Source organism: Alteromonas gracilis (genome assembly GCF_002993325.1).
Taxonomy (GTDB): Bacteria; Pseudomonadota; Gammaproteobacteria; order Enterobacterales; family Alteromonadaceae; genus Alteromonas; species Alteromonas gracilis.
The window spans coordinates 629884-650422 of the sequence record NZ_PVNO01000025.1 but is presented as its reverse complement, the minus strand read 5'-3'; the positions used below and the strand labels follow the sequence as shown (position 1 = coordinate 650422).

General features: G+C 41.5%; 18 protein-coding genes. 6 read left to right on the top strand and 12 right to left on the bottom strand.

Annotated elements, in window-relative coordinates:
- Positions 1 to 26 precede the first annotated feature (26 nt).
- Positions 27 to 1598, bottom strand: coding sequence for a cation:proton antiporter family protein (locus C6Y39_RS11345; RefSeq protein ID WP_105931345.1), 1572 nt, complete (start codon positions 1596 to 1598; stop codon positions 27 to 29).
- A 355-nt stretch (positions 1599 to 1953) separates the two neighbouring features.
- Here C6Y39_RS11345 and C6Y39_RS11340 point away from each other — a divergent pair, with 355 nt between their 5' ends.
- Positions 1954 to 3585, top strand: coding sequence for an FMN-binding glutamate synthase family protein (locus C6Y39_RS11340; protein ID WP_105931344.1), 1632 nt, complete (start codon positions 1954 to 1956; stop codon positions 3583 to 3585).
- A gap of 71 nt (positions 3586 to 3656) precedes the next feature.
- Here the strand turns inward: C6Y39_RS11340 and C6Y39_RS11335 are convergent, their stop codons facing one another.
- Entirely contained in the window at positions 3657 to 4130 is a 474-nt protein-coding gene (locus C6Y39_RS11335; RefSeq protein ID WP_420808460.1) for a c-type cytochrome, read from the bottom strand.
- 192 nt (positions 4131 to 4322) lie between these two features.
- Between C6Y39_RS11335 and C6Y39_RS11330 the strand changes: the two genes are divergently transcribed.
- Positions 4323 to 4745 carry a universal stress protein gene (locus C6Y39_RS11330; RefSeq protein ID WP_105931343.1) on the top strand — a complete coding sequence of 141 codons (423 nt, stop codon included), beginning with the start codon at positions 4323 to 4325 and terminating at the stop codon, positions 4743 to 4745.
- Positions 4746 to 4840: 95 nt separating this feature from the next.
- Positions 4841 to 5197 (top strand): diacylglycerol kinase, encoded by a 357-nt coding sequence (locus tag C6Y39_RS11325; RefSeq protein ID WP_105931342.1) that lies wholly within the window; start codon positions 4841 to 4843, stop codon positions 5195 to 5197.
- A gap of 30 nt (positions 5198 to 5227) precedes the next feature.
- Here C6Y39_RS11325 and C6Y39_RS11320 read toward each other — a convergent pair whose 3' ends face one another.
- From C6Y39_RS11320 to C6Y39_RS11290, 7 genes are all read right to left on the bottom strand, one after another.
- Complete coding sequence (locus tag C6Y39_RS11320) at positions 5228 to 5578, bottom strand: hypothetical protein (protein WP_105931341.1); 351 nt, start codon at positions 5576 to 5578, stop codon at positions 5228 to 5230.
- Positions 5579 to 5809: 231 nt separating this feature from the next.
- The gene (locus C6Y39_RS11315) at positions 5810 to 7012 is read right to left on the bottom strand and encodes a tyrosine-type recombinase/integrase (protein WP_240618874.1); all 1203 of its coding nucleotides are present in this window, start codon (positions 7010 to 7012) and stop codon (positions 5810 to 5812) included.
- Between the two features lie 1742 nt (positions 7013 to 8754).
- Positions 8755 to 9507 (bottom strand): sporulation protein, encoded by a 753-nt coding sequence (locus C6Y39_RS11310; RefSeq protein ID WP_105931340.1) that lies wholly within the window; start codon positions 9505 to 9507, stop codon positions 8755 to 8757.
- 80 nt (positions 9508 to 9587) lie between these two features.
- Positions 9588 to 10886, bottom strand: a complete 1299-nt coding sequence (locus tag C6Y39_RS11305) for a DUF2254 domain-containing protein (protein WP_105931480.1) — start codon at positions 10884 to 10886, stop codon at positions 9588 to 9590.
- A 134-nt stretch (positions 10887 to 11020) separates the two neighbouring features.
- Positions 11021 to 11167 (bottom strand): DUF2256 domain-containing protein, encoded by a 147-nt coding sequence (locus C6Y39_RS11300; RefSeq protein WP_105931339.1) that lies wholly within the window; start codon positions 11165 to 11167, stop codon positions 11021 to 11023.
- Complete coding sequence (locus C6Y39_RS11295; RefSeq protein WP_105931338.1) at positions 11154 to 12692, bottom strand: cryptochrome/photolyase family protein; 1539 nt, start codon at positions 12690 to 12692, stop codon at positions 11154 to 11156. Before C6Y39_RS11295 ends, C6Y39_RS11300 begins: the two co-directional genes overlap by 14 nt.
- Positions 12693 to 12695: 3 nt before the next feature.
- Positions 12696 to 14120, bottom strand: a complete 1425-nt coding sequence (locus C6Y39_RS11290; protein WP_105931337.1) for a cryptochrome/photolyase family protein — start codon at positions 14118 to 14120, stop codon at positions 12696 to 12698.
- Positions 14121 to 14230: 110 nt separating this feature from the next.
- On the opposite strand from C6Y39_RS11290, the gene C6Y39_RS11285 reads away from it, so the two are divergent.
- A complete protein-coding gene (locus C6Y39_RS11285) occupies positions 14231 to 15538 on the top strand; it encodes a DASH family cryptochrome (RefSeq protein WP_105931336.1) in 1308 nt (435 codons plus the stop codon).
- Positions 15529 to 17181 carry a cryptochrome/deoxyribodipyrimidine photo-lyase family protein gene (locus tag C6Y39_RS11280; RefSeq protein ID WP_240618873.1) on the top strand — a complete coding sequence of 551 codons (1653 nt, stop codon included), beginning with the start codon at positions 15529 to 15531 and terminating at the stop codon, positions 17179 to 17181. The genes C6Y39_RS11285 and C6Y39_RS11280 overlap by 10 nt, the downstream gene beginning before the upstream one ends.
- Here the strand turns inward: C6Y39_RS11280 and C6Y39_RS11275 are convergent.
- Entirely contained in the window at positions 17178 to 17465 is a 288-nt protein-coding gene (locus tag C6Y39_RS11275) for a hypothetical protein (protein ID WP_105931335.1), read from the bottom strand. The genes C6Y39_RS11280 and C6Y39_RS11275 overlap by 4 nt on opposite strands.
- A gap of 206 nt (positions 17466 to 17671) precedes the next feature.
- Here C6Y39_RS11275 and fabA point away from each other — a divergent pair, with 206 nt between their 5' ends.
- Positions 17672 to 18190, top strand: coding sequence for a bifunctional 3-hydroxydecanoyl-ACP dehydratase/trans-2-decenoyl-ACP isomerase (fabA, locus tag C6Y39_RS11270; protein ID WP_105931334.1), 519 nt, complete (start codon positions 17672 to 17674; stop codon positions 18188 to 18190).
- A 103-nt stretch (positions 18191 to 18293) separates the two neighbouring features.
- Here fabA and rmf read toward each other — a convergent pair whose 3' ends face one another.
- Positions 18294 to 18470 (bottom strand): ribosome modulation factor, encoded by a 177-nt coding sequence (rmf, locus tag C6Y39_RS11265; RefSeq protein ID WP_105931333.1) that lies wholly within the window; start codon positions 18468 to 18470, stop codon positions 18294 to 18296.
- A gap of 302 nt (positions 18471 to 18772) precedes the next feature.
- A complete protein-coding gene (locus C6Y39_RS11260; RefSeq protein WP_105931332.1) occupies positions 18773 to 20530 on the bottom strand; it encodes a DUF3466 family protein in 1758 nt (585 codons plus the stop codon).
- Positions 20531 to 20539: the final 9 nt, after the last annotated feature.

The window sequence follows — 20539 nt, the reverse complement described above, 5'->3', positions numbered from 1 at the left end:
ATCCATTGTTCGCATTTAGAACCGCATTAGTGTTGCGTTTGGGCATAAGCTAAACTCTCTTCAGCAAAACCAAGCCCTGCTTCGGTAAAGAAATTGAACACTTTATCAACGCCGTTCTCTAGCAGGTGTGACACTTCATCTTCATAGCGGGCAATGGCCGCTACTTTTCCGGTATACCCAGCATTTTTGAGCTGACGAGTAATGTTGATGGAGTCTTGTATAGAAGGCAGTGCCAGCAGCACTAACTGAACGGACTTTAAATCTAGGTTGTCCCATAAGTCTACGTCTTCGCCATCACCACAAATTACATTATATCCTTCAGATGACATTTCTTTTATTTTCTGTCTGTCAGCATCCATGCCCCACACATTAACGTCGCTTAGTTTTGACAACGCATTAAACGCTCCTCGCCCAACTCGCCCCATGCCCAAAACTAAAAACTCTGCGTTATTTAATGTTGGATAAACATCTTCTTTTAAACGTTCTTCCTTCTCAAAACGTTTTATCACGTGTTTGTTACTGTGGTATTGAGAATGAGAATTTCGATAGAGCACACTGGTAATAACGAACGAGATAGAAACAGCAAGAGCAATTACGACCAACCATGTATTAGCGATTAGCCCTAATGACACTGCTAAAGCACCCACAATAAGCCCAAACTCGCTGTAGTTAGATAGTACTAAACTGCTTAAATAGGCTGTTCTTCCGCGCAATCGTAACGACGTAAATAGGCCAAAAAAGAGCGCTGCTTTCAAAGGAATGAATAAACAGAAAATAAACGCAAGGGTAATCATGCCGAGATCAGGTAGCGCGGTGAGTCCGATGGTTAAGAAAAAACCAATTAATAAAAGGTCTTTAAAGCTTAGCAGCGACTTTGCAAGTTCTGATGCTTTTTCGTGTTGAGCCAGCATTATGCCAAAAATTAGCGCACCCAAATCACCCTTTATATTAACGAGTTCAAATACGTGGTAGCCACCTAGCGCCAAAATAAATCCAGTGAGCGGAAGTAACTCTCCGTGTCCAGACTTATTTAGCATCTTTTTAATTAGGGGCATCGCTGGAAACAAAGCTAGCAAGGCTAACGCCCATATGGAAGGAAGTTTGCCAGTTGCTACCACAAGGAAGACAACTGCGAACACATCCTGCATTACTAAAATACCAATGGCCAAACGACCATGGCGAGTTTTGCTTTCACCGCTTTCCTCTAAAACTTTGACAACGCATACTGTACTACTAAAACTCAGCGCAAAGGCAATAAGTGCCGCGCTCTTCCAGCTTAGTCCATCGACGAATTTTGCTGCAACGGCGCCTAAGAGATAAACACAACACGTAATAATGCCCACCCAAACAAGTGTGTGGGTTACGCTTCCAGCCCAAACCTCCCGTCGGCTTAAATCCCTGATATTGAGTTTTAACCCAATAGTGAAAAGCATAATCGTAATGCCTAAATTAGCGATTTGGGTTAAATCTTCGGTTAACGTATAACCTGCAAAATTAAGTAAAAAACCGGCAACGAGATAGCCGACAAGAGGAGGAATGCCAATGAGTTTAACTGTTAAGCCGCACACAAATGCGAAGAGAAGAAATGCATACTCCATGAATTACCTTTCAAAATGTTGAACGTAAAATCCGTTATTCTAAGATAAGGTTATAATATCTAGCACCAAACGATGTCTTGAGGTTTTGTAAAACCAGCTAAATAGCTTAAGGTTTCTTCTTTAAATGCAGACCTTAGACTAGCACGTAATAATCTGTTTTCGCAGCTAAAAAAACAGAAAAAGCGACAATTGAGGGATACGCGTAACCATGTTGAGTTCGTCCTATGGTAATAGATTGTCGCTATATTTCAGTGAATTAACGCAAATATAAAACTGGTTCGCTTGTTTTAGTGTATTGATGACTGCAGTGAGCATAATATGTGCTGAGGCATGCCGAATTAAAGAAGGAATTTGAATGCGATTTACTATATTAACGGTACTCTTACTACTTGTGGCTTTTAACGTAATTATTGGAGTACTGTGGGCACCAGTTTGGTGGTTCCTTTTGCTCTCCATTACTTTATTAATATTTGGGCTATATGATGCGTTTCAAAATAAGCATGCAATCCTCAAGAACTTCCCACTAATCGGCCGCGTTCGATGGACTGTCGAAGGCCTTAGGCCTTATATACAGCAATACATCATTGAAACAGATACCGGTGGAGCACCAATTTCCAGAATGTTTCGCTCTATTGTTTATCAGCGTGCAAAAAATAGTAGAGAAACCGTACCTTTCGGTACACAGTTAGACACTTACAAAGATGGATACGAATGGATTGGCCATTCGCTGTCTGCACGAGAAGTAGAGGATATGGACGAAGACCCCCGAATTACGGTAGGGGGCCCGCATTGTAAGAAACCTTATCGAGCAAGTGTATTAAATATCAGCGCGATGAGTTTCGGGAGTTTATCAAAAAACGCCATTCTCGCGCTCAATAAAGGCGCGGCTAAAGGTGGGTTTTATCACAATACGGGCGAGGGAGGTTTAACGCCTTATCACTTAGAGAATGGCGGCGATATTGTCTGGCAAATAGGGACGGGTTATTTCGGTTGTAGAACTGAGGATGGCGGCTTTGATGCGGATTTATTTCAAGAAAAAGCCAATCTTGAAAGCGTTAAAATGATTGAAATTAAGCTTAGTCAAGGTGCAAAGCCTGGACATGGTGGTATCTTGCCAGCATATAAAAATACCCCAGAGATTGCTGAGATAAGAGGCGTTGAACCCGGCACGCAGGTTGATTCACCGCCCAGACACAAAGCTTTTTCAACACCATTGGAAATGATTGATTTTATCACGCAGTTAAGAGAACTCAGTAACTTTAAACCCATCGGTATTAAGCTTGCCTTAGGAAGAAAAAGTGAATTTATAGCTATGTGTAAAGCCATGGTAGAGAAGGGGGTTACACCCGATTTCATTACCGTCGATGGTGGTGAAGGAGGCACTGGAGCGGCCCCTCTAGAGTATTCAAATTCTATCGGATTTCCCCTTCGCGAGGCGCTGGCGTTTGTTGATGACTGTCTTACGGGCTTTGGACTAAGAGGCAAAATAAAAATTATTGCTTCGGGCAAGATTATTACCGCTTTTCAGTTGGCTAAAAATCTTAGTCTAGGGGCTGACATATGCAATAGCGCCAGAGGAATGATGCTGGCACTAGGCTGTGTACAATCACTGTCGTGCAATACAAACAGGTGCCCAACCGGGGTTGCGACGCAAGATCCCAAGCTCGCCAAGGGGCTAAATGTCGAAGATAAATATGAAAGGGTTTATCGATTCCACAAAAAAACCGTGCTTGCGTTGATGGATATCCTTTCTTCTACTGGGCATGTGAGCACGACTGAGTTAAACCGAACTCACATCTTTAGAAGGGTAAATCAATGCCACGTAGCGCGCTACGATGAAATTTTTCCGCTCGTTAAAGCGGGTAGTTTTCTAACTGACGAGGTGCCTGACCGATTTAAACTCCACCTACAGGAAGCCAATGCTAAGAGTTTCATGCCCTGCAGTTTGTTGGCCGAGATTGAAGAAGAAACAAAGGCGGTTTCCTAGTTGTATTAGCGATATATAATAAACGTATGAACTAAAGCCCCAACGGAAGTGATGGGGCTTTTTACTGCAACTTATTCTGTCTTGTCAGGAATGCGTAATTGATAGAGACGGTAATCACTCGTTCTGTAGGGCGTAACTTTATATTTAGGTTGTAAATATGCAACTAAATCTATTAATTCTGATACCGTGAGTTCATCGTTCACTACTCGCATCAACGATACCCCGTCTTCGCTCGTAAAGCTTGCTGGTTGACGAGGTGTGAGCTTATGAGACGGATTAATAATACTGGTTACAAGTTCTCCATACGTCTTAATTCGACCACTGCTACCGCCTAACGGTATTGGTTTTGCCAATAGATACTGAGCGTTTTCCGGCTCTTCTTCTCCAGCTATTCGATGGCAATCTTGACACTGATACTTTTTGAAAACTTGATAGCCTTGTTTGATATTACCTTCGGGAAGGCTAAATCCTCTTGGTGAATTTGCTCCTTGTTCGCAAGCGAAAAGCAGAAGTGTAGCTAGTAGTAATGCTGTAATTCTCATCATCAACTTCTCCGGTAAACGTGTGAATATTTCAATATGCCTTAATTGCCATACTAATTAGTATGGCCTATCTAACCGAACAAATATTGACCTAGCGCAATATTAAACTAGATTCATAGGATTACTATCGGGGTAATTATTGTGAAGGTATAACTGAACTTTAGTGCTTTCTCATAAAAACCAAGGAGAAACTCCATGCAAAGCTACGACACTATTCTTGTACCGATCGACGTTTACTCTGACTACGAGTTGGTTGTTGAAAAGGCTATTGCTGTAGCCGGTAATAGTCATAAAATTCATCTACTTTATGTTGCTTATCCCCAAACAAATATGGAACCCTATGGATTGTTTTTAGAGCGAGATTTTTCAGAAGAAGTAAGGGAACAAGCATTAAGGCAGTTAAAAGACGTTGCGTCAAAGCACGATATTCCGTATAGCCACGTAAATGTAGAAATCGGTTCGCCCGCCGATGAAATACATCACATGGCAGAAAAAATAAATGCTGACCTTATCGTTGTGGGCACTCATGGGCAAAGTGGACTTCGCTTGTTATTAGGCTCTACAGCAAACGCAGTATTACACGGAGTGAAAACTGATGTGCTTGCAGTTAAGGTCTAAATAGAAAGGGAAGGTTGTTTGAACCCAAAAGATGCTTTCCGTCATGTAGTTGTAATGAACGTTCGATAGCTTAACTATTTTTGTGAGTTTGAACGATGATTGTAAAACGGAAGGGGCTATCACGGGTTCTTTACGCTACTTATTATTCGATAAAAGGTTTAAGAGCAGCGTTTGCAAGTGAAGCAGCAGTAAGACAAGAAATTTTCGCGATGCTAATTCTTGTTCCGTTCGCAGTCTATGCTGATGTTACCAACGTAGAACGTATACTCATGATAATGTCGCTATGCGTTGTATTAATAACAGAGCTTCTCAATACCGCTGTTGAAAAGCTCTGTGATCATGTATCAACAGATATTCATCTACTCATAGGCCGAGCAAAGGACATTGGCTCTGCAGCAGTATTGGTTAGCCTGTTACTGGCCGCATTTGTTTGGCTAACTATTTTATTGTAAATGGTTAAACGAAACTTCATCAACGTAAACCTAAAGTGCCTTTATCTTTTTATCACAACACTCATCAACTAAAGTACGAATTGTACTGTCTAGATTTTTGATATGAGAATAGTGAAGTGAGGTCTCGCCGCCATTGCTAATGTCTTTTATAGTGAACACCACATCATCGTCACGAGAAGTGACGCATATTCGAACGAAATCTTCAGACTGTGCTAGTGGAACATGAAGATAAAGAGGTTCGTTATGTGAATTTAAATAGTCCACCGCAGCCTCTTTCGTTTTGAAAGGGTCTTGTTTTTCCGGTTGGATATGCCAAGAAGAAGATGGGACGACCAATTCTGCAAGTAATTTTCCGTGCTTGGTATCAATTCCACTGCTCATGTAAAACTCCTTTATTTAAAAGCATCAACGCATCACATTAGCGTGTAAGCTCCCACACGCTGATGCGCATCAATATCATTATTTAGGTACGGTACTTATGCGAATTTGGGTTCAATAATAGGATAATGAGTAAGAATAAGAGGGGCGAGCCAGAGATGTTTGAGTAGGGTTGGGTTACGCGTAACGCAATAACTTTAAGAAAGAAGCGTAAGTCTTTGAATAAATGCGCTATCATCGTTTTCTTTTAGCTGACAGCTTCGCCATACCTCCGCGTTTTACGTTCGCTTGTTTGGTATAGTGCCCCGGCATCTCTGGTGATTGCCATCCGCCAGCAAGCTGAAGTTCCGGAAGAGATGCACCATCTTCCGCAAGTGAGACTGCACCGCCAACGCGCCCACTGTGAGGCGTAATATTGTCTGTTATTCCTGCACGAAGTGCTATTCGCTGCCAAATTCTATAAACACTGGAGTAATTTAATACGTTCGCCATGTGCCTAGGAATATTCTCATCAAACGGTAAAAGCGCCGTTTTGTGATTTGTAAGGCGTCGAAAAAGAATACCTTTATGTAAACCGCGCAGGTCTGTTAGCTCCCTAGGCATTTTTGTTTTAGGGTCAAGATTGGCTTCGTTAATATATTCTTGAATCATAGAAATAGTACTTGAAGAAACGAACCTGTATTGGCCTTGACCTGATTGATCACTTTTAGAAGAAATAACAAGCAAGGTATTATTACGAGCAGATATGTGATCCACACAAACCCGAACTAATTCATCTGCGCGTAACAATGCATCAAACATTAGATTAATGATGGCGATGTCTCTCAACTCTAAAAGAGAATCAGGAATGATGGCGTTATTAATCTGTTCTAGCATTTCAATAGTAAGTGGTACTGCTTGCTTGTGAGACAAACGATATTTTCGATTCTCTATAAGGGACAAGCGAATAAAGTCTCTCAGATACGCTGAGCGTATAATTGGATTTGGAAGTTTTGCAACCCCAAGAAATTTACTGAGAGCAGAAAGGCGACGCTTGATAGTTCTGTAGGCGAGGGGAGAACGGCATAACTCATCTACGTACTGCTTGATACATGTTTCATTGTGGGCGAAGTCATTAGTAAAACCTTGCATACCAGATTGTCTGCAAAAAATAGCAAACTCATTGTAATCACTAATATAAGCTCGTTGCGTGTTATACGGCAGTCTAGTAAAAATGTCATTGTAATAATGTTCAAAGTTATGCGCTGAAGACGCGTCACCAGGTGTGATTAGTTTAGTATTCAATTTGAGAGTACTGTTGTTGCCCGTATACCTAAATTCCAAAGTTTCTTCGTGCTGTGTAATGGTGTTATCTTTGTCATGTGGGTAAACATTACTACTGGGCGTACTCGTCGACTTTTGCGGTAAAAATCGTGAAGTATTTTGTTTAGAGGACATTAATAAGCCTTTACTGACAGTAATGATAACGACAATTAAGCTACAATAATTATTTGAATAAACATTGTATAGCACTGATTTATAAAGATATTCACGCATGATAACTGTAATTATCATGCGTGAATAACTGCAAAGTCTTTAAGATGCGACCTAGTGCTATTGACCTTCCTTGTGATGTTTCGCTACTTGTCTTCGTTTATTGCCTGCACTCTACCATACAACTGTATAATTAAACAGTATTGGTATTTTCGTTGTCGATAGCCGATAAATAAACGCATCCATTAGCTAGATTTTCACAATTTCTGGCTATTTCACATCGCGCGCTACGTGAAATGTGCAAGGCAATACCTCTATTGTTTGTTCAGATTTCACGTAGCGACGCCTAAAAAATATACGCTCATTTTCACTTTTAAAACAACACTCTCTATTCTTAATAGGCAAAACACTAAGGCGTTTGTACGAGTGTTTGCTATATGTTAATAGGCAATGTTCTTATTCGCCCTTCGTGCATGATCATAATAGTAAAGCCGTTAGCGGAGAATATGTGGGATAGGTGACCGATATGCCATAAACAATTTTTCATAGGAGTTAACACCAAGGCCGCTCTCGATATAACAGTTTTTAATTATGCTAACAGTAAATTTTGTCATCGACCATGAACAAACTGAATTCTAATGAAGAAGCTATTTTAAATAACCCACGATTTTGAAGTTTCACCTTTATAAATACGATATCTGCTAAATACTGGTATTTTAAATAACCGAGGCTACATATTATTTCAGGGATTTTTGTTTTTCAGGAATGCTATTTAGTATTTTATCGACGTCATATTAAGGTCCATTGAGTTGATAAAATAAATAATGCAAACCGCTAAATTATCAATTACTAGTTACATCACCATAGAGTACTAATTTTAAGAAAGTAGAGTGCTGAAATTATATATACAACGATTGAATAGAAGCTTATCTATTTTGAGACTTTAAATTTAAATAGAAGAGCATTAAACATTTTTTTCCAATGAACTCGCTATATTTATCAATAAACAATCTCTAACCACTGGTTTCGAATAACACCTCAGTTCTATTGCTTAATTACATAGTCAATTTAACATAATATACATTATGCGTAATTAAGTATATGGACGATTAGGGCGATGATGTCGCTCTTTTCGGTTGGTTTGTTGGCTGTGATTACTTACAGACTTTTATGCGTGGCTGCTGTGTTGGCGCTGTGTTTGGTTTAAGGCTTGTGCGTGAACATCTAACTTACATCGGTGTTTTTAATTTAAAACCGCTCAGATGATTTGATTTAGGCGTAATAAACATAATCGTACGCTACGTGAAATCTGCAGTATGATTACCCTGATTTTTTGATTTCATTCACGTAGCGCACGATTATCTTTTCACTATTTGGAAGCACGTAGACACGAAGATTTTGTTTGACGCTTTACTGATATGTGAATTATCAGCCTGCAATTAATTATATTGAATATCCTAAATATAACTTAGCCAATAACAGTAATTAAATCGTAAGAGTATTAAGTTGTAGATATATTTATGTGTAAAAAAGTCAGTTTTTCTCTAAGTTTTAGTGAACATGATTAGTGTATCGAAGCAAAATGTCTAAGCGTTATTTGAAGATTTCTTCGGTTGGTGACGTATAAGCTGATAAACAAATCATACTGAATAACTAAGCATATAAAGCCGAATAAAGATTAAGTTACTCGGCTCTTTGTCATGAATTTAGCCTAGAAGTGGCTCGATATAATGACGGACTGATTCAGAAGTACTGCAGTTATTTGGTATAGAGATGCTTTTATAGCCATCACCTAAAAAAGCTCGATCGATTTCAATTAACACACCAGTTTCAGTGCCATTATCAACAAAGGTAACCTCTAGCTCTCTAGCACCGAATAAGCTTCGCGATTCTGGTTTGAATTCGTACTCTTGATAACAAGGTAAATGTGAAACGAAATCATGAGCGCGGACTCGACCAAATTCTATATCAGATTTGAATAATCGATATCCGCTGTCAGAAATGAATTTCAATACCGCTAATTGAGTTTTAGACGGCACTATAGTCAGGCTATCCTTATCACTAGCGTCTAAACCAGACTTAATATCTAACCCTGTTTGCAACCATACCTTGCCAATTTGATGACCAAATAAATAAGTTGCGGGTACTTCTGGATGCAAATCTAATGTGAGCTGTTTAGTGACGGTTTCGCCTGGTTGTATCGTTAAATTAAACGATTGGCTCCAACTTTGCAGAATGACACTCTTATTGTATTTGACTTCATTGTCGCCTAAATCAGCTTCAGTTTTAGCGCTCGCCATAACGGCAAACTCTAATCCCTGAAGCTGTTGTTCGACGTCTCCGCCTTGGATGACAACTTCAATATCAAATGGTTTCCCTGCCTGTAAACTGTCTGAAAGCAACAGAGTATCGACTTTAGCCTTGCCAATCCCCACGCTGGCCAAAATTTGCTTAAACATATGAATCTCCTTACGTTTTACTAACGGGTAAACATATTAGCATCACACATAAAGCACAACTATGAGATTGTAAGGATTCATTAATCTGAACTTTGATTGATACACTTTCTAAGTCTCTCAATATCGTCTGAGAAAGCTAAAGCCTGCTCACTTCTTTTAAAGCTTTGTGTTGCAAAATGTGTAGCTGATTCGCTAAAACCACTACTTTTATCAAAACAATTGCTAATAGCATTGAGTGACTTTTGAATGTGAATAGCGACTTCTATATTAGCAGCACCATCTCGGCTAATGCTGGTATAAGCGTCGTCAAATAAGTCTTGAATGGATAATTCTGGTACTGATACACGGTCGTACTGATAATCCTCTCTCTTAAGTTCATCTTCGGCCGGTAGTGTGGTTTCAGAGTTTTTCCACAATAGTAATAGTCTGGTAACACTGCTAATAATACTAATGGCTGTACCATGATCATTGATTGCTGGTGAAAGTGCTCGCGAAGCGATTTCCGCTAGCACCACAAAACCAAATCGAGGATCAGCTTCGAAGGACCGTTCCTCCGAAATTGTATATGCCTGTTCGATACTCTCTACATCATCTTTCCTATTTACGTAGGCAAGTACCTTATCGGGAGTAACGAATTCTCCCGGAAGCATATTTACAATAACAAAAGCGTCGTTTTCACTGGCCCATTGCTGAATTCGCGCTATATCGATAAGTTGAATATACCCTACTCGCTGACTGAAAACAGGGTGTGTCCCCTGCCCTTTAATTTTTGATTGTGACACTTCCCCTGAAGGAACGGCCCCTAGGCAGGGCGATTTAATTCGGTTTTCGATTGCCCTTTGTGTAGCTTTTTCGACCTTTAATATTGTAGAGCCCACACGACCCAGCCGCGCAACGCTATCAACCCATCGAATGAACGTTAGAATTACCATCGCAAAAGTCAAGCACGTTAAGCAAAACAAGATGAAGAGCCCTGCTTCATTAAAAAATGTATGACTTATTGCGGTAAGGGCAACTGCACTATAAATAAAGGCACCAATAAAAACAGAAAGCGCATTTTGCGACACGTCATCAGAAATAATTAAACTAAGTGAACGAGGTGTGGAGGATTGGCTTGCCGAGGCGTAAGCATTGACCATGGTTCCTGCGGAAAAGGTCGCGATGACCATCATGCTAGATGCCATTATAGACAGTAACGTTTCGACAGATTCTGCTTTAATTTCGGGTATATGCTCGGCAAGTGATGTGCCATCGGCAATCTTTGCCACAAATACAACTATTAGCGATAACATACAAAAGCCCAGTGGTTTAACCCAAAGCTTCTCTTTAAAGCTGTATATTAGGAAACGCAATCGATCAACGGTGATAGGTGCTTCCACAACACACTCCTTGTTATTTGTTTTATCCATGTTTATACGGATGTGTGCAGGTAAATGATTAACCTGCGTTAATAGGCGACCTAAACCGTTTTCACTGGTTTTAATTTTATTGCCTAAGGATTTAGTTCTGCTTTCTAGGATGATTGTGCGCTGCGCTTGTTGCCAGCGCAGCGCTTAGAACAGTAACGCACATTTTCCCAATTCTTTTCCCATTTTTTTCGCCATGTGAACGGCCTTTGGCAGACGGGACACATTTTCGTCGGTAGATCAGACTTCTTCATTTTTGGTTAACTTTGACAAAAAGATTGCAGCGTCCTGTTTCATTGTTTCTATATTCTCTTCTTTCATCCGTCCATAGGTTTTATAGATCATGGCCATACGATGATTATTGCTAAGCTTTTCTTTTTGCTTATCAATAAAGTGCCAGTATAGATAATTGAAGGGGCACGCTTTTGGCCCCGTTTTTTTCGAAACTTGATATCCGCAGTTTTTGCAGTAGTTACTCATTTTATTGATGTAGCTACCGCTAGCCACATAGGGCTTACTTGCTAAATTACCGCCATCGCTATACAAAATCATGCCCGCTACATTGGGTAGTTCAACCCATTCATAAGCATCGGCGTAGACCAATAAATACCATGCCTGAACTTCTTCAGGACTCAACTCAGTAAGCAGACTAAAGTTCCCTATAACCATCAGTCGTTGAATATGATGGGCATACGCGTTTTTCTGGGTCTCTTTTATGCACTGACGCATACAGTTCATATTGGTTTGTCCGTCCCAGAAAAACGAAGGAAGAGCCCGGCTGTTATTAAAATAGTTATCAGTTTTTAAGCCCGGCATGAAGTGCCAGTAGAATCCGCGTACGTATTCCCGCCAACCCAGAATTTGACGAATAAAGCCTTCGGCCGAATTTAAAGGAACCTGCCCTGCGTGATACGCTTGTTCAGCAGCCTGAATAGCTTCACTGGGGGTTAGCAAACCACAGTTTAAGTAGAAACCAATGTGCGAGTGATATAGCCAGGGCTTACCTTCAACCATAGCGTCTTGGTACTGGCCAAAGTTAGGTAAGCGTTCGTCTATGAAAGTATTGAGTACGGCTAGCGCATCCTCACGGGTAACCGCAAAATGAAAATCTTCAATTTCGCCGAAATGCCCTTCGAAATTGTTTTTAACGAGCTCAATGACTTCGGAGGAAATGTCATCTGGTTTAAATACGGTGTGCTTGGGTACTTGATGTGTCTCAGGCATAGATTCACGGTTTTGCGCGTCATAGTTCCATTTTCCGCCTATTGGATTTTTTCCATCCATTAACACATTATGTTTGCGCCGCATTTCACGATAAAAGAACTCCATTCTAAGCTGCTTTTTACCCTCAGCCCATGAACTAAATTCTTCAGGCGTTGCTAAAAAGCGGTTGTCTTCACAAATGGTTACCGGAATGCCAAGTACACTTTGCCACTGCTCCATACTTTTAAGTAGCCGGTATTCACCTGGCGACGTAACTTTAACGTCAGTGAAACTTTGCGATGCAAGTGAATGCTTTACTTGCTCCAGTAAACTGCCCTTGTTCTCTTCATCGTCATAATAAACATAGTTAACGTTATAGTTGCTATCCCGCAAATGCTTCGCAAAGTGACGCATAGCACTAAATAAAAAAGCAATTTTCTTCTTGTGGTGCTTAACGTAAGTGGCTTCTTCGCGCACTTCTGCCATTAAAATCGTGTCTTTCGTTTTACGCGCATTAGCGATGGCGGGCAAGGTGTCAGTAAGCTGGTCGCCTAAAACTAAAATTAGTGATGCCATACCCTACTCTTTTATTTCCTGAAACGCATCTAAGGCACGCTGGCGGGATGCTTTTAAATCGACAATGGGTTTCGGATAATGCTTTCCTAATTCAATTCCCGCGTCTTTCAAAATGGCTGAAGGTGCTTCCCAAGGTTTATGAATATATTTATCTGATAAACCATTAAGCTCAGGGCAATATTTACGCACATAGGTGCCCTTTTTATCGAATTTTTCACCTTGTAACACAGGGTTAAATACTCTGAAGTAAGGTGCAGCGTCTGCTCCAGACCCTGCTACCCATTGCCATCCCGCACTGTTGCTCGCTAAATCAGCATCTAACAAGGTATCCCAAAACCAGCGCTCACCTTCGTGCCAGTCAAGCAATAAGTTTTTCACCAAAAATGACCCAACAACCATGCGTATGCGATTATGCATATAGCCCGTTTGCCATAATTCTCTCATGCCTGCATCGACGATGGGTATCCCCGTCTTTCCTTTTTGCCATGCTTTTAATGCTTTAGCATCAGTGCGCCAAGGAAACTTATCGAACTTATCGTTGAAGTTTTTATTTGGAAGCGTAGGAAAGTGAAACAGTAGATAGTAGCTGAACTCACGCCAACCCAATTCGCTTAAATAGGTTTCGATACTTTTATCTTCATTATTACCAAACTTATCTTTAATGGCGTACCAAACTTGATTGGGCGATACTTCACCAAAATGTAGATGCGGAGATAGGCGTGACGTGCCGCGTGCAGATGGAATGTCGCGACCATCTTTATATTTTCTAGCAGAGTTCTCGATAAAGTCAGATAAGTTATCAGCGGCGCCATCTTCTCCTGGTGACCATTCTTTGGCGATAGTCTCATCCCACTTGATGCTAGGCAATAATGCCAATGATGCTAATTGGTCACCTTCACTTTTCACGTCAGCGTAGGTAATTCGTGCTGGAGGTGCTTTGGGGTAGCGCGGTTCTTCAACTTGTAAACAGCCATTTTTGTAATAGGGAGTGAAAACGCGGTACGGCGTACCGTCTTTTTTCAGAACCTTCATAGGTTCCCACAATAAACTACCATTGCAGCTATGTGCCTCAAAACCCTCGTCGATAAGATGCTTTTTGAGTGCTTTATCACGGTTTATCTGCCATGGCTCGTAACAGCGGTTCCAAAAAATAGAGGTCGCGTCGAACGTCTTCATCAACCTAGGAATAATAGTTTGCGGGTCGCCTTTGAATATCTGTAAGTGACCGTTTAGTCGCTTGTTCAACGACTCAAGTGAATGATGAAGCCACCACTGGCTTGCACCGCCAGGAAGCCTGCCGTCAGGCGCATTATCATCATAGATATAAATAGGAACGATTTTGCCCATATCACAGGCTGCATTTAACGCGGGGTTATCTTTTACGCGAAGGTCTTGTCGGAACCACATGATGCTTGTAGGAACGGTCACTTTTTTTCCTTTTTCACTGCACTTAATTTGAATTATTTTCGTAGTGTTAGGTGTACGTACGATTTTAGATTCTGGATCCGACAAAAAACGAAAAAGCGTGACAAATTAGTATGATAAATAACCAGCGAGAAAGTGAACATACAAACGATGTTCGCAGAGGTTTGTTTTGGTTTCGACACGACCTAAGACTTCACGACCAACCGGCGATACAAAAGCTTTGTGAAGAAGTATCAGAGATAACATTTGCCTATATATTGGATGAACAACATATTCTTCCCAACGAATTTGGCTTTTCGCCAATGGGTGAACACAGGCATACATTTCTACTTCAGACCCTAAGCGATTTAGAGCAATCACTTAATAAATATGGTCATAAACTAGTGGTGTTGAGAGGTAAAACAGCCGACTGTTTAGTTAACCTTCTTAGAGCCGGTGACTATACCCACTTAGGTGTAAGTCAGCATTGCGGTTATAACGAAACTGCTCAACTTAATACCGTAAAACGCTTCTTTGATAGATTAACGGTGATAGAAACCGCAACTTACGGCCTTTTCGACGTTAATAGTTTTCCTTTTTCGATTGAAGATATGCCTGATGTATTTAGTCCATTTCGCAGAAAAGTAGAAAAGCACTGTGAACCGCTACCAGTGGCTAAAAAGATATCACAGTTGCCGAGCCCTTATGCCCCCGAAGTTGAGCAGCAATATCGCTTTGAGATAAACGTAGAATTGCCCGCTTCGCCAAGCCACACTTTTGTTGGTGGCGAGAAAGCTGCGCTTTCTCACTTGAATCGCTACCTTTTTGATTGGCATGCGGCCGCAACCTATAAAGAAACACGAAATGCGCTGGATACATGGGAGCATAGCACTAAACTCTCTGCGTGGTTAGCGAACGGCTCCTTATCTGCTCGCGAAGTAGTTAGGCAAGTTAAAGAATTTGAACAAACTATTGAAAAAAATGACTCCACCTACTGGATTTACTTTGAGCTCTTATGGCGTGAATTTTTTCATTGGTTGCAGTGTAAGTATGGGCCTAAGTGGTTTCGCTTCAGTGGGATCCAAGGTGAAACGCCTTCAACCAAACACGATCCAGAAACCTTTACTCGTTGGTGTGAAGGTAAAACAGGTTATCCTATTGTAGACGCCTGTATGCGTCAGCTTGCTGAGACCGGCTACATGTCAAATCGAGGACGTCAATTAGTTGCGAGCTGCTTTGTGCACGAACTTCGTCAAGATTGGCGCTATGGTGCAGCATGGTTTGAGCATCAACTCGTCGATTTTGATGTAGGTAGCAACTGGGGAAACTGGCTATATCTTGCGGGTGTTGGGAGCGACCCCCGTGGTCATAGGCAGTTTAACTTGCAGAAGCAAACTGACACTTACGATCCAGACGGCACTTTTCGTAACAAGTGGCTGTAGTTGCTTTTTCTAAGCCGACATCAAGTAGTAAACAAGCGGTAACGGTAGTATGGCTTAAAAGAGATTTGCGCTTACGAGACCACGAACCGCTCTTTCGAGCAGCGATGGCCAATGAGCGTGTACTGCTGTTGTACTGCTGGGAGCCTTCACTTTTAAGAGACCCCCACATGAGTGAGCGCCACTGGCGCTTCGTCCAACAAAGTCTTGACGATATAAACCGACAGCTACCAGAAAATATCACAGTCCTCTCGCTACATTCAGAAGTCGTGGAAGCTCTTGAGTATATTTCTCAATTTTTCTCTATTTCTTTGGTTAGAAGTTACCAAGAAATTGGCCTAAAGGTTACGCATAACCGCGATAAGCTGGTGTTTAAGTATTTGAATGAAAAAAGAATACCGTTTATTGAGTCATCTTATGGTGCTGTCATACGCGGATTGCCACACCGGTCAGAGTGGAAGATAAACTGGGAACGTCATTTTGCTGAGCCAACCTTTGATTTCGACATTAATCATGTGAATTGGATAGACTGGCGAGCCAATAAAAGAATAGACATCGCTGAACAAACACTTGGTACGCTATTGGCATCGTATAGTTCTCACGTTGGCAACTTTGATGAAGGCGAGCACGAACCAACCAATGTCGTGCAAGATGAAACGCAAATATGTAGCGAGGGTATGCAGCCAGGCGGAGAACGTCGTGCTTGGCAGGTGCTGAAAGATTTTTTCAATCATCGGGGTCAGTTTTACCATCAGCATATTTCAAAGCCCGAACATGCAAGACGTGCATGTACACGCTTGAGCCCTTATTTAGCATGGGGCAACATTTCAATTAAGCAGGCCTATCAAAGCGTACAGTTACAAAGGCAATTAAAAAAATCCCTTTCCCAAGAAGAAAAAAAGCGATGGAGCCGCGCACTTTCTGCCCTCACCTCTAGGCTCCATTGGCATTGCCACTTCATTCAAAAGTTTGAGAGTGAATGCAGTATTGAATGGCGACCAATGAATAGCGCATACGAAACCTTTCCTTATATCGACGGTCCGGAAGCGGAACGGCGTTTCTATTATTGGAGCATCGGGCAAACCGGTTATCCTCTTGTAGATGCGTGTATGCGCGCGTTAAAGCATACGGGATATCTCAATTTTCGAATGCGCGCTATGGTTACCAGCTTTCTATGTCACCATTTAAACGTACACTGGCTAAAGGCTGCTCACTACTTGGCGACTCAGTTTTTAGATTTTGAACCGGGTATTCACTATCCACAAATTCAGATGCAGGCGAGTGTGACCGGCATCCATACTGTTCGGCTATATAATCCTGTTACACAATCAAAAAAACTGGACCCTGACGGCGTGTTCATCAAAAAGTGGATACCAGAGCTTTCAGCGCTGCCAGATGATGCTGTGCACGCGCCTTATCTGCTTCCACCACTTGAGGCGGTCATGCTAGATTTTGAGCTTGGCAAGGATTACGTTGCTCCTATTATTGATATCTCAGAAAACAATCGAGCCACGGCAAAGCGTTTATGGGACTACCGAGAACGGGATGATGTGCTTAAAGAAGCGAGGCGTATAGTTCAGCGACATACAATGCAAAACAGCCCTAGTCGAACATGGCTGAAAGCCAAGGCGAATAAAAATGCCTAACGATTATTTTTTCTAAGCCACTCGTTGAGCAACTTTATTTGACCGCATTTGTAAGCGGCATACATTAATCGCATAGCATTTGACATGGCTTCGCTATCTGTCCATCCGGTTTTATCACGAATTTCGTCGTAACACGCTTTAGCTTCCGGACTAACATAACCCCTAACCAGCTTTTTACCTGCTTCTTTCTGTCTTTCTCTAAAACGACGCTGTTTATCGGCGTTTGCTTTTGCCTTATCTGTCGAACTACTTTTATTGGGCGTTTTTGTTGTTTGTTCTGTCATAGTTTTCACACGAAATTACGTTATTGTAGATCTAAAGACAATTGCTGTATAAATATCACGCTATTAGTGCGATATTTGTTCTAGCCTGATAACTAAAGCTATAGTAACACGCGTTTTTCTTCAGAAAAATCACTGTTCAGAGTTGTTTAGCTTACAAGTGTTCGCTAGATTAGCAACATCATTTTAATAACAACATCGAGTTGGGAATGTCAGAGAACAAAAATAGTTTTAATAAAGAAGATTTACTAGCATGCAGCCGTGGGGAAATGTTCGGTCCTGGTAACAGTCAACTTCCCGCACCAAATATGCTTATGATGGATCGCGTCGTGTCGATTACCGAAGACGGTGGCGAACACGGTAAAGGCGAAATTGTCGCTGAATTGGATATAACTCCTGATCTATGGTTTTTTGACTGTCACTTCCCTGGAGACCCAGTAATGCCAGGCTGCCTTGGTTTAGATGCGATGTGGCAACTTGTTGGTTTTTTCTTAGGTTGGAGCGGAGGTCCTGGTAAGGGGCGCGCACTGGGTGTAGGTGAAGTCAAATTTACAGGTCAGATATTACCGACGGCTAAAAAAGTAACCTACAAGATTACTATGAAACGCGTTATTAAGCGTAAGCTGTTCATGGGAATGGCTGACGGTTCGGTAGAAGTCGATGGCCGAGAAATCTATGTGGCAAAGGATTTAAAAGTTGGGCTATTCCAAGATACATCAAACTTCTAGTATTTAAAGCTGCTAATTGTTTTGAAGGCGATACGTCAAAAACAAAAAAAGCCCCTTTTCAGGGGCTTTCCTTTTTGCATAATCAGTTCATAAAAGAGAAGTGTTATTTAACACTTAGACCTAAGTGTCTATCTTCTACTGCCTCGCGCCATCCACCTAACCATTGTGAACGAGCATCGTTTTGCTGAAATGGACATAATTCCTTCGAGCGACCGCTAATACCAGCTTGATAGCCTTTTGCATGTGCGCGTGTCAGTTTATCTCTTTTTTGTCTTTTCATTGATTAGCCTCTTTTGTTTGTTGAATGTACAACAAATCATTTTCTCGAGCGCTCTACATCATTTCGGTTGATAGTGCCGGAAAAGTTTTTGCGTACACTACTTTGATAGTGCAATTATCAAAATGGTTCAAGAAAAATAAAAAATTAAAGGGCTTGACTTTATTTAAACAAATGAAGTTTCGATGAAATTTATGTTACATTTTTTATGCATAAATATGTCACTTGTTACAATTTTTAGGTATAAAAAAAGCCACAAGATTGTGGCTTCATAATGTCAGAATAAATGTTAAACAGTTATTCTTCTATTTTTTAAAACGTCTGCGTATAAATGCTGCGGTGAGCAAGCCGAACAATGCAAACCAGCCCGTGGAAGCGCCACTGCGTTCAAAGGGTTGCTCGTCTTCTGGTACTTCACACTCGTCGATAGAGCCATTAGCAATAGGCGATAGCTTTACTGCGACAATTGAGTCAATTTCAGTAGTTTCACCGTCTGTGTTAATAATATCGTTGCCAGTAACGTATTTACTCGTCGTCTTTATACGTGCGTTCGCAATTATCTCGTTGTTATCGTTTATATCAACCGCTTCTAGCAGTTCATAATTGTTGTCACAAGATACGAGATCATTGAGGTCAATGAATTCTTCAGTATCAATGTTATACATAAACGCAGCGGTTTCTCTTAGGGTATCACTTGTTGCGTCAACATCAGCTTTACCAACAACGATATTGTTATTGTTAATTGCGTTCGCCGTCACGCCGGCACTTGAGAAAAAACCTGATGGATAATGCTGCTCTTGCGTGTCTAGATTGTAAACAAATAACCGAGAGCGTGCGATATCACTCTGAGAGCGAAGCACCGCGCCCGTCACCCAATTCTCATCGTTTATTGCGATGGCTTGGCTAAGCAGGTTTTCTTCTCTTGGAAGAAGCTCAATCGTCTCACCGTCTCTAAAGACTGTCGCGACCCGCTCACTTTCAGATAACCCTGACTGATTTGGGCGAGTAATAGTTACTCTGTCACCCGTAAGTCCCTCACCCACAGCTATACCTTGACTATTGATATCATAGGCATAAGTAAAGTAATGAAGCTCGTCGTTTTCATCTGGCTCAAAAAGCAGTGGATACGTTTCTGTGCTAATCACATCACCATTAACGTCGATTTGCCAAATGGTAGCGTTCACTTCAGAACGTAAAACGAAACCAGGTAAATAATTCGACGAAGTATTTATGAAATAGCTTGAAATTCTTGGTACTGCAAAATCGCCATTGTATACGGTAAATAAACAACGCCCTTCAGACTGATCGCCTCGGAGTTCGTCATCTGCACACGTTTCAATTGCCCCATCCACATCGTCGCTAAAGCTTACGGTACTAAACCCCGCTACCTGAAGGTTTGCGTTTACTGCTCGGGCTGAAGAAAAACCGCCAGCAGTGGTGTCAACCGCGGGAAGGACTTTAGTAACACCTGACGCTTGAACAAACCCCTGTTGTGCCGATTCAGAATACGTGTAGTTAATAGTTTCGCCAGCTTCATTCTCATATGAGTCTAAAACAACTAAGCCAGTCGAATCGCCAACAATGAAGTTACCGTTTAAACTGTCTCGGCCAGTGACTTCTACTGACTGCGTATAGTCGTCAAACTTATCCGTTACTTCATCTAAGCCTGGTACGAGCGAAATATCTTGCGTGTCGGTGACGTAGGTTCTAAAGGACGCGAGTTTCTGGCCTTGGATTGCGGCCGTATTTTGCAAAAGGAAGCTAACGATTGTTTGATAATCAACATCGCTAAAAACGCCCTGCCTAGCATCCTCTTCACTATCTAAACTTTCACCAAACTGGTCGAAAAAGGTGGTGTCGTTCTCAAGCTGCTCCACATCGACAGGTGGATTGTACTCAAGCTGTACAACAGACAGCATTTTCCCCGAGTTATCGATAGAGCGAGCGAAATTATTTCTAGCGGTATCCTGTAAAGGAAGAGGCGTCACGGAATAGGTCGCGGCGAATGCCGAAACACTTCCTGTTGCCAACAGAACGGCGGCGGCAAGCTGAGTTCGTTTCATTTAAAATCC

Coding starts and splice junctions, on each gene's coding strand:
- C6Y39_RS11295 (WP_105931338.1), bottom strand. CDS start 12,692: ATGGCATCACTAATTTTAGTTTTAGGCGACCAGCTTACTGACACCTTG.
- C6Y39_RS11340 (WP_105931344.1), top strand. CDS start 1,954: ATGCGATTTACTATATTAACGGTACTCTTACTACTTGTGGCTTTTAAC.
- C6Y39_RS11260 (WP_105931332.1), bottom strand. CDS start 20,530: ATGAAACGAACTCAGCTTGCCGCCGCCGTTCTGTTGGCAACAGGAAGT.
- C6Y39_RS11320 (WP_105931341.1), bottom strand. CDS start 5,578: ATGAGCAGTGGAATTGATACCAAGCACGGAAAATTACTTGCAGAATTG.
- C6Y39_RS11300 (WP_105931339.1), bottom strand. CDS start 11,167: ATGAAGAAGTCTGATCTACCGACGAAAATGTGTCCCGTCTGCCAAAGG.
- rmf (WP_105931333.1), bottom strand. CDS start 18,470: ATGAAAAGACAAAAAAGAGATAAACTGACACGCGCACATGCAAAAGGC.
- C6Y39_RS11310 (WP_105931340.1), bottom strand. CDS start 9,507: ATGTTTAAGCAAATTTTGGCCAGCGTGGGGATTGGCAAGGCTAAAGTC.
- C6Y39_RS11315 (WP_240618874.1), bottom strand. CDS start 7,012: ATGTCCTCTAAACAAAATACTTCACGATTTTTACCGCAAAAGTCGACG.
- C6Y39_RS11285 (WP_105931336.1), top strand. CDS start 14,231: ATGATAAATAACCAGCGAGAAAGTGAACATACAAACGATGTTCGCAGA.
- C6Y39_RS11330 (WP_105931343.1), top strand. CDS start 4,323: ATGCAAAGCTACGACACTATTCTTGTACCGATCGACGTTTACTCTGAC.
- C6Y39_RS11325 (WP_105931342.1), top strand. CDS start 4,841: ATGATTGTAAAACGGAAGGGGCTATCACGGGTTCTTTACGCTACTTAT.
- C6Y39_RS11335 (WP_420808460.1), bottom strand. CDS start 4,130: ATGATGAGAATTACAGCATTACTACTAGCTACACTTCTGCTTTTCGCT.
- C6Y39_RS11345 (WP_105931345.1), bottom strand. CDS start 1,598: ATGGAGTATGCATTTCTTCTCTTCGCATTTGTGTGCGGCTTAACAGTT.
- C6Y39_RS11275 (WP_105931335.1), bottom strand. CDS start 17,465: ATGACAGAACAAACAACAAAAACGCCCAATAAAAGTAGTTCGACAGAT.
- fabA (WP_105931334.1), top strand. CDS start 17,672: ATGTCAGAGAACAAAAATAGTTTTAATAAAGAAGATTTACTAGCATGC.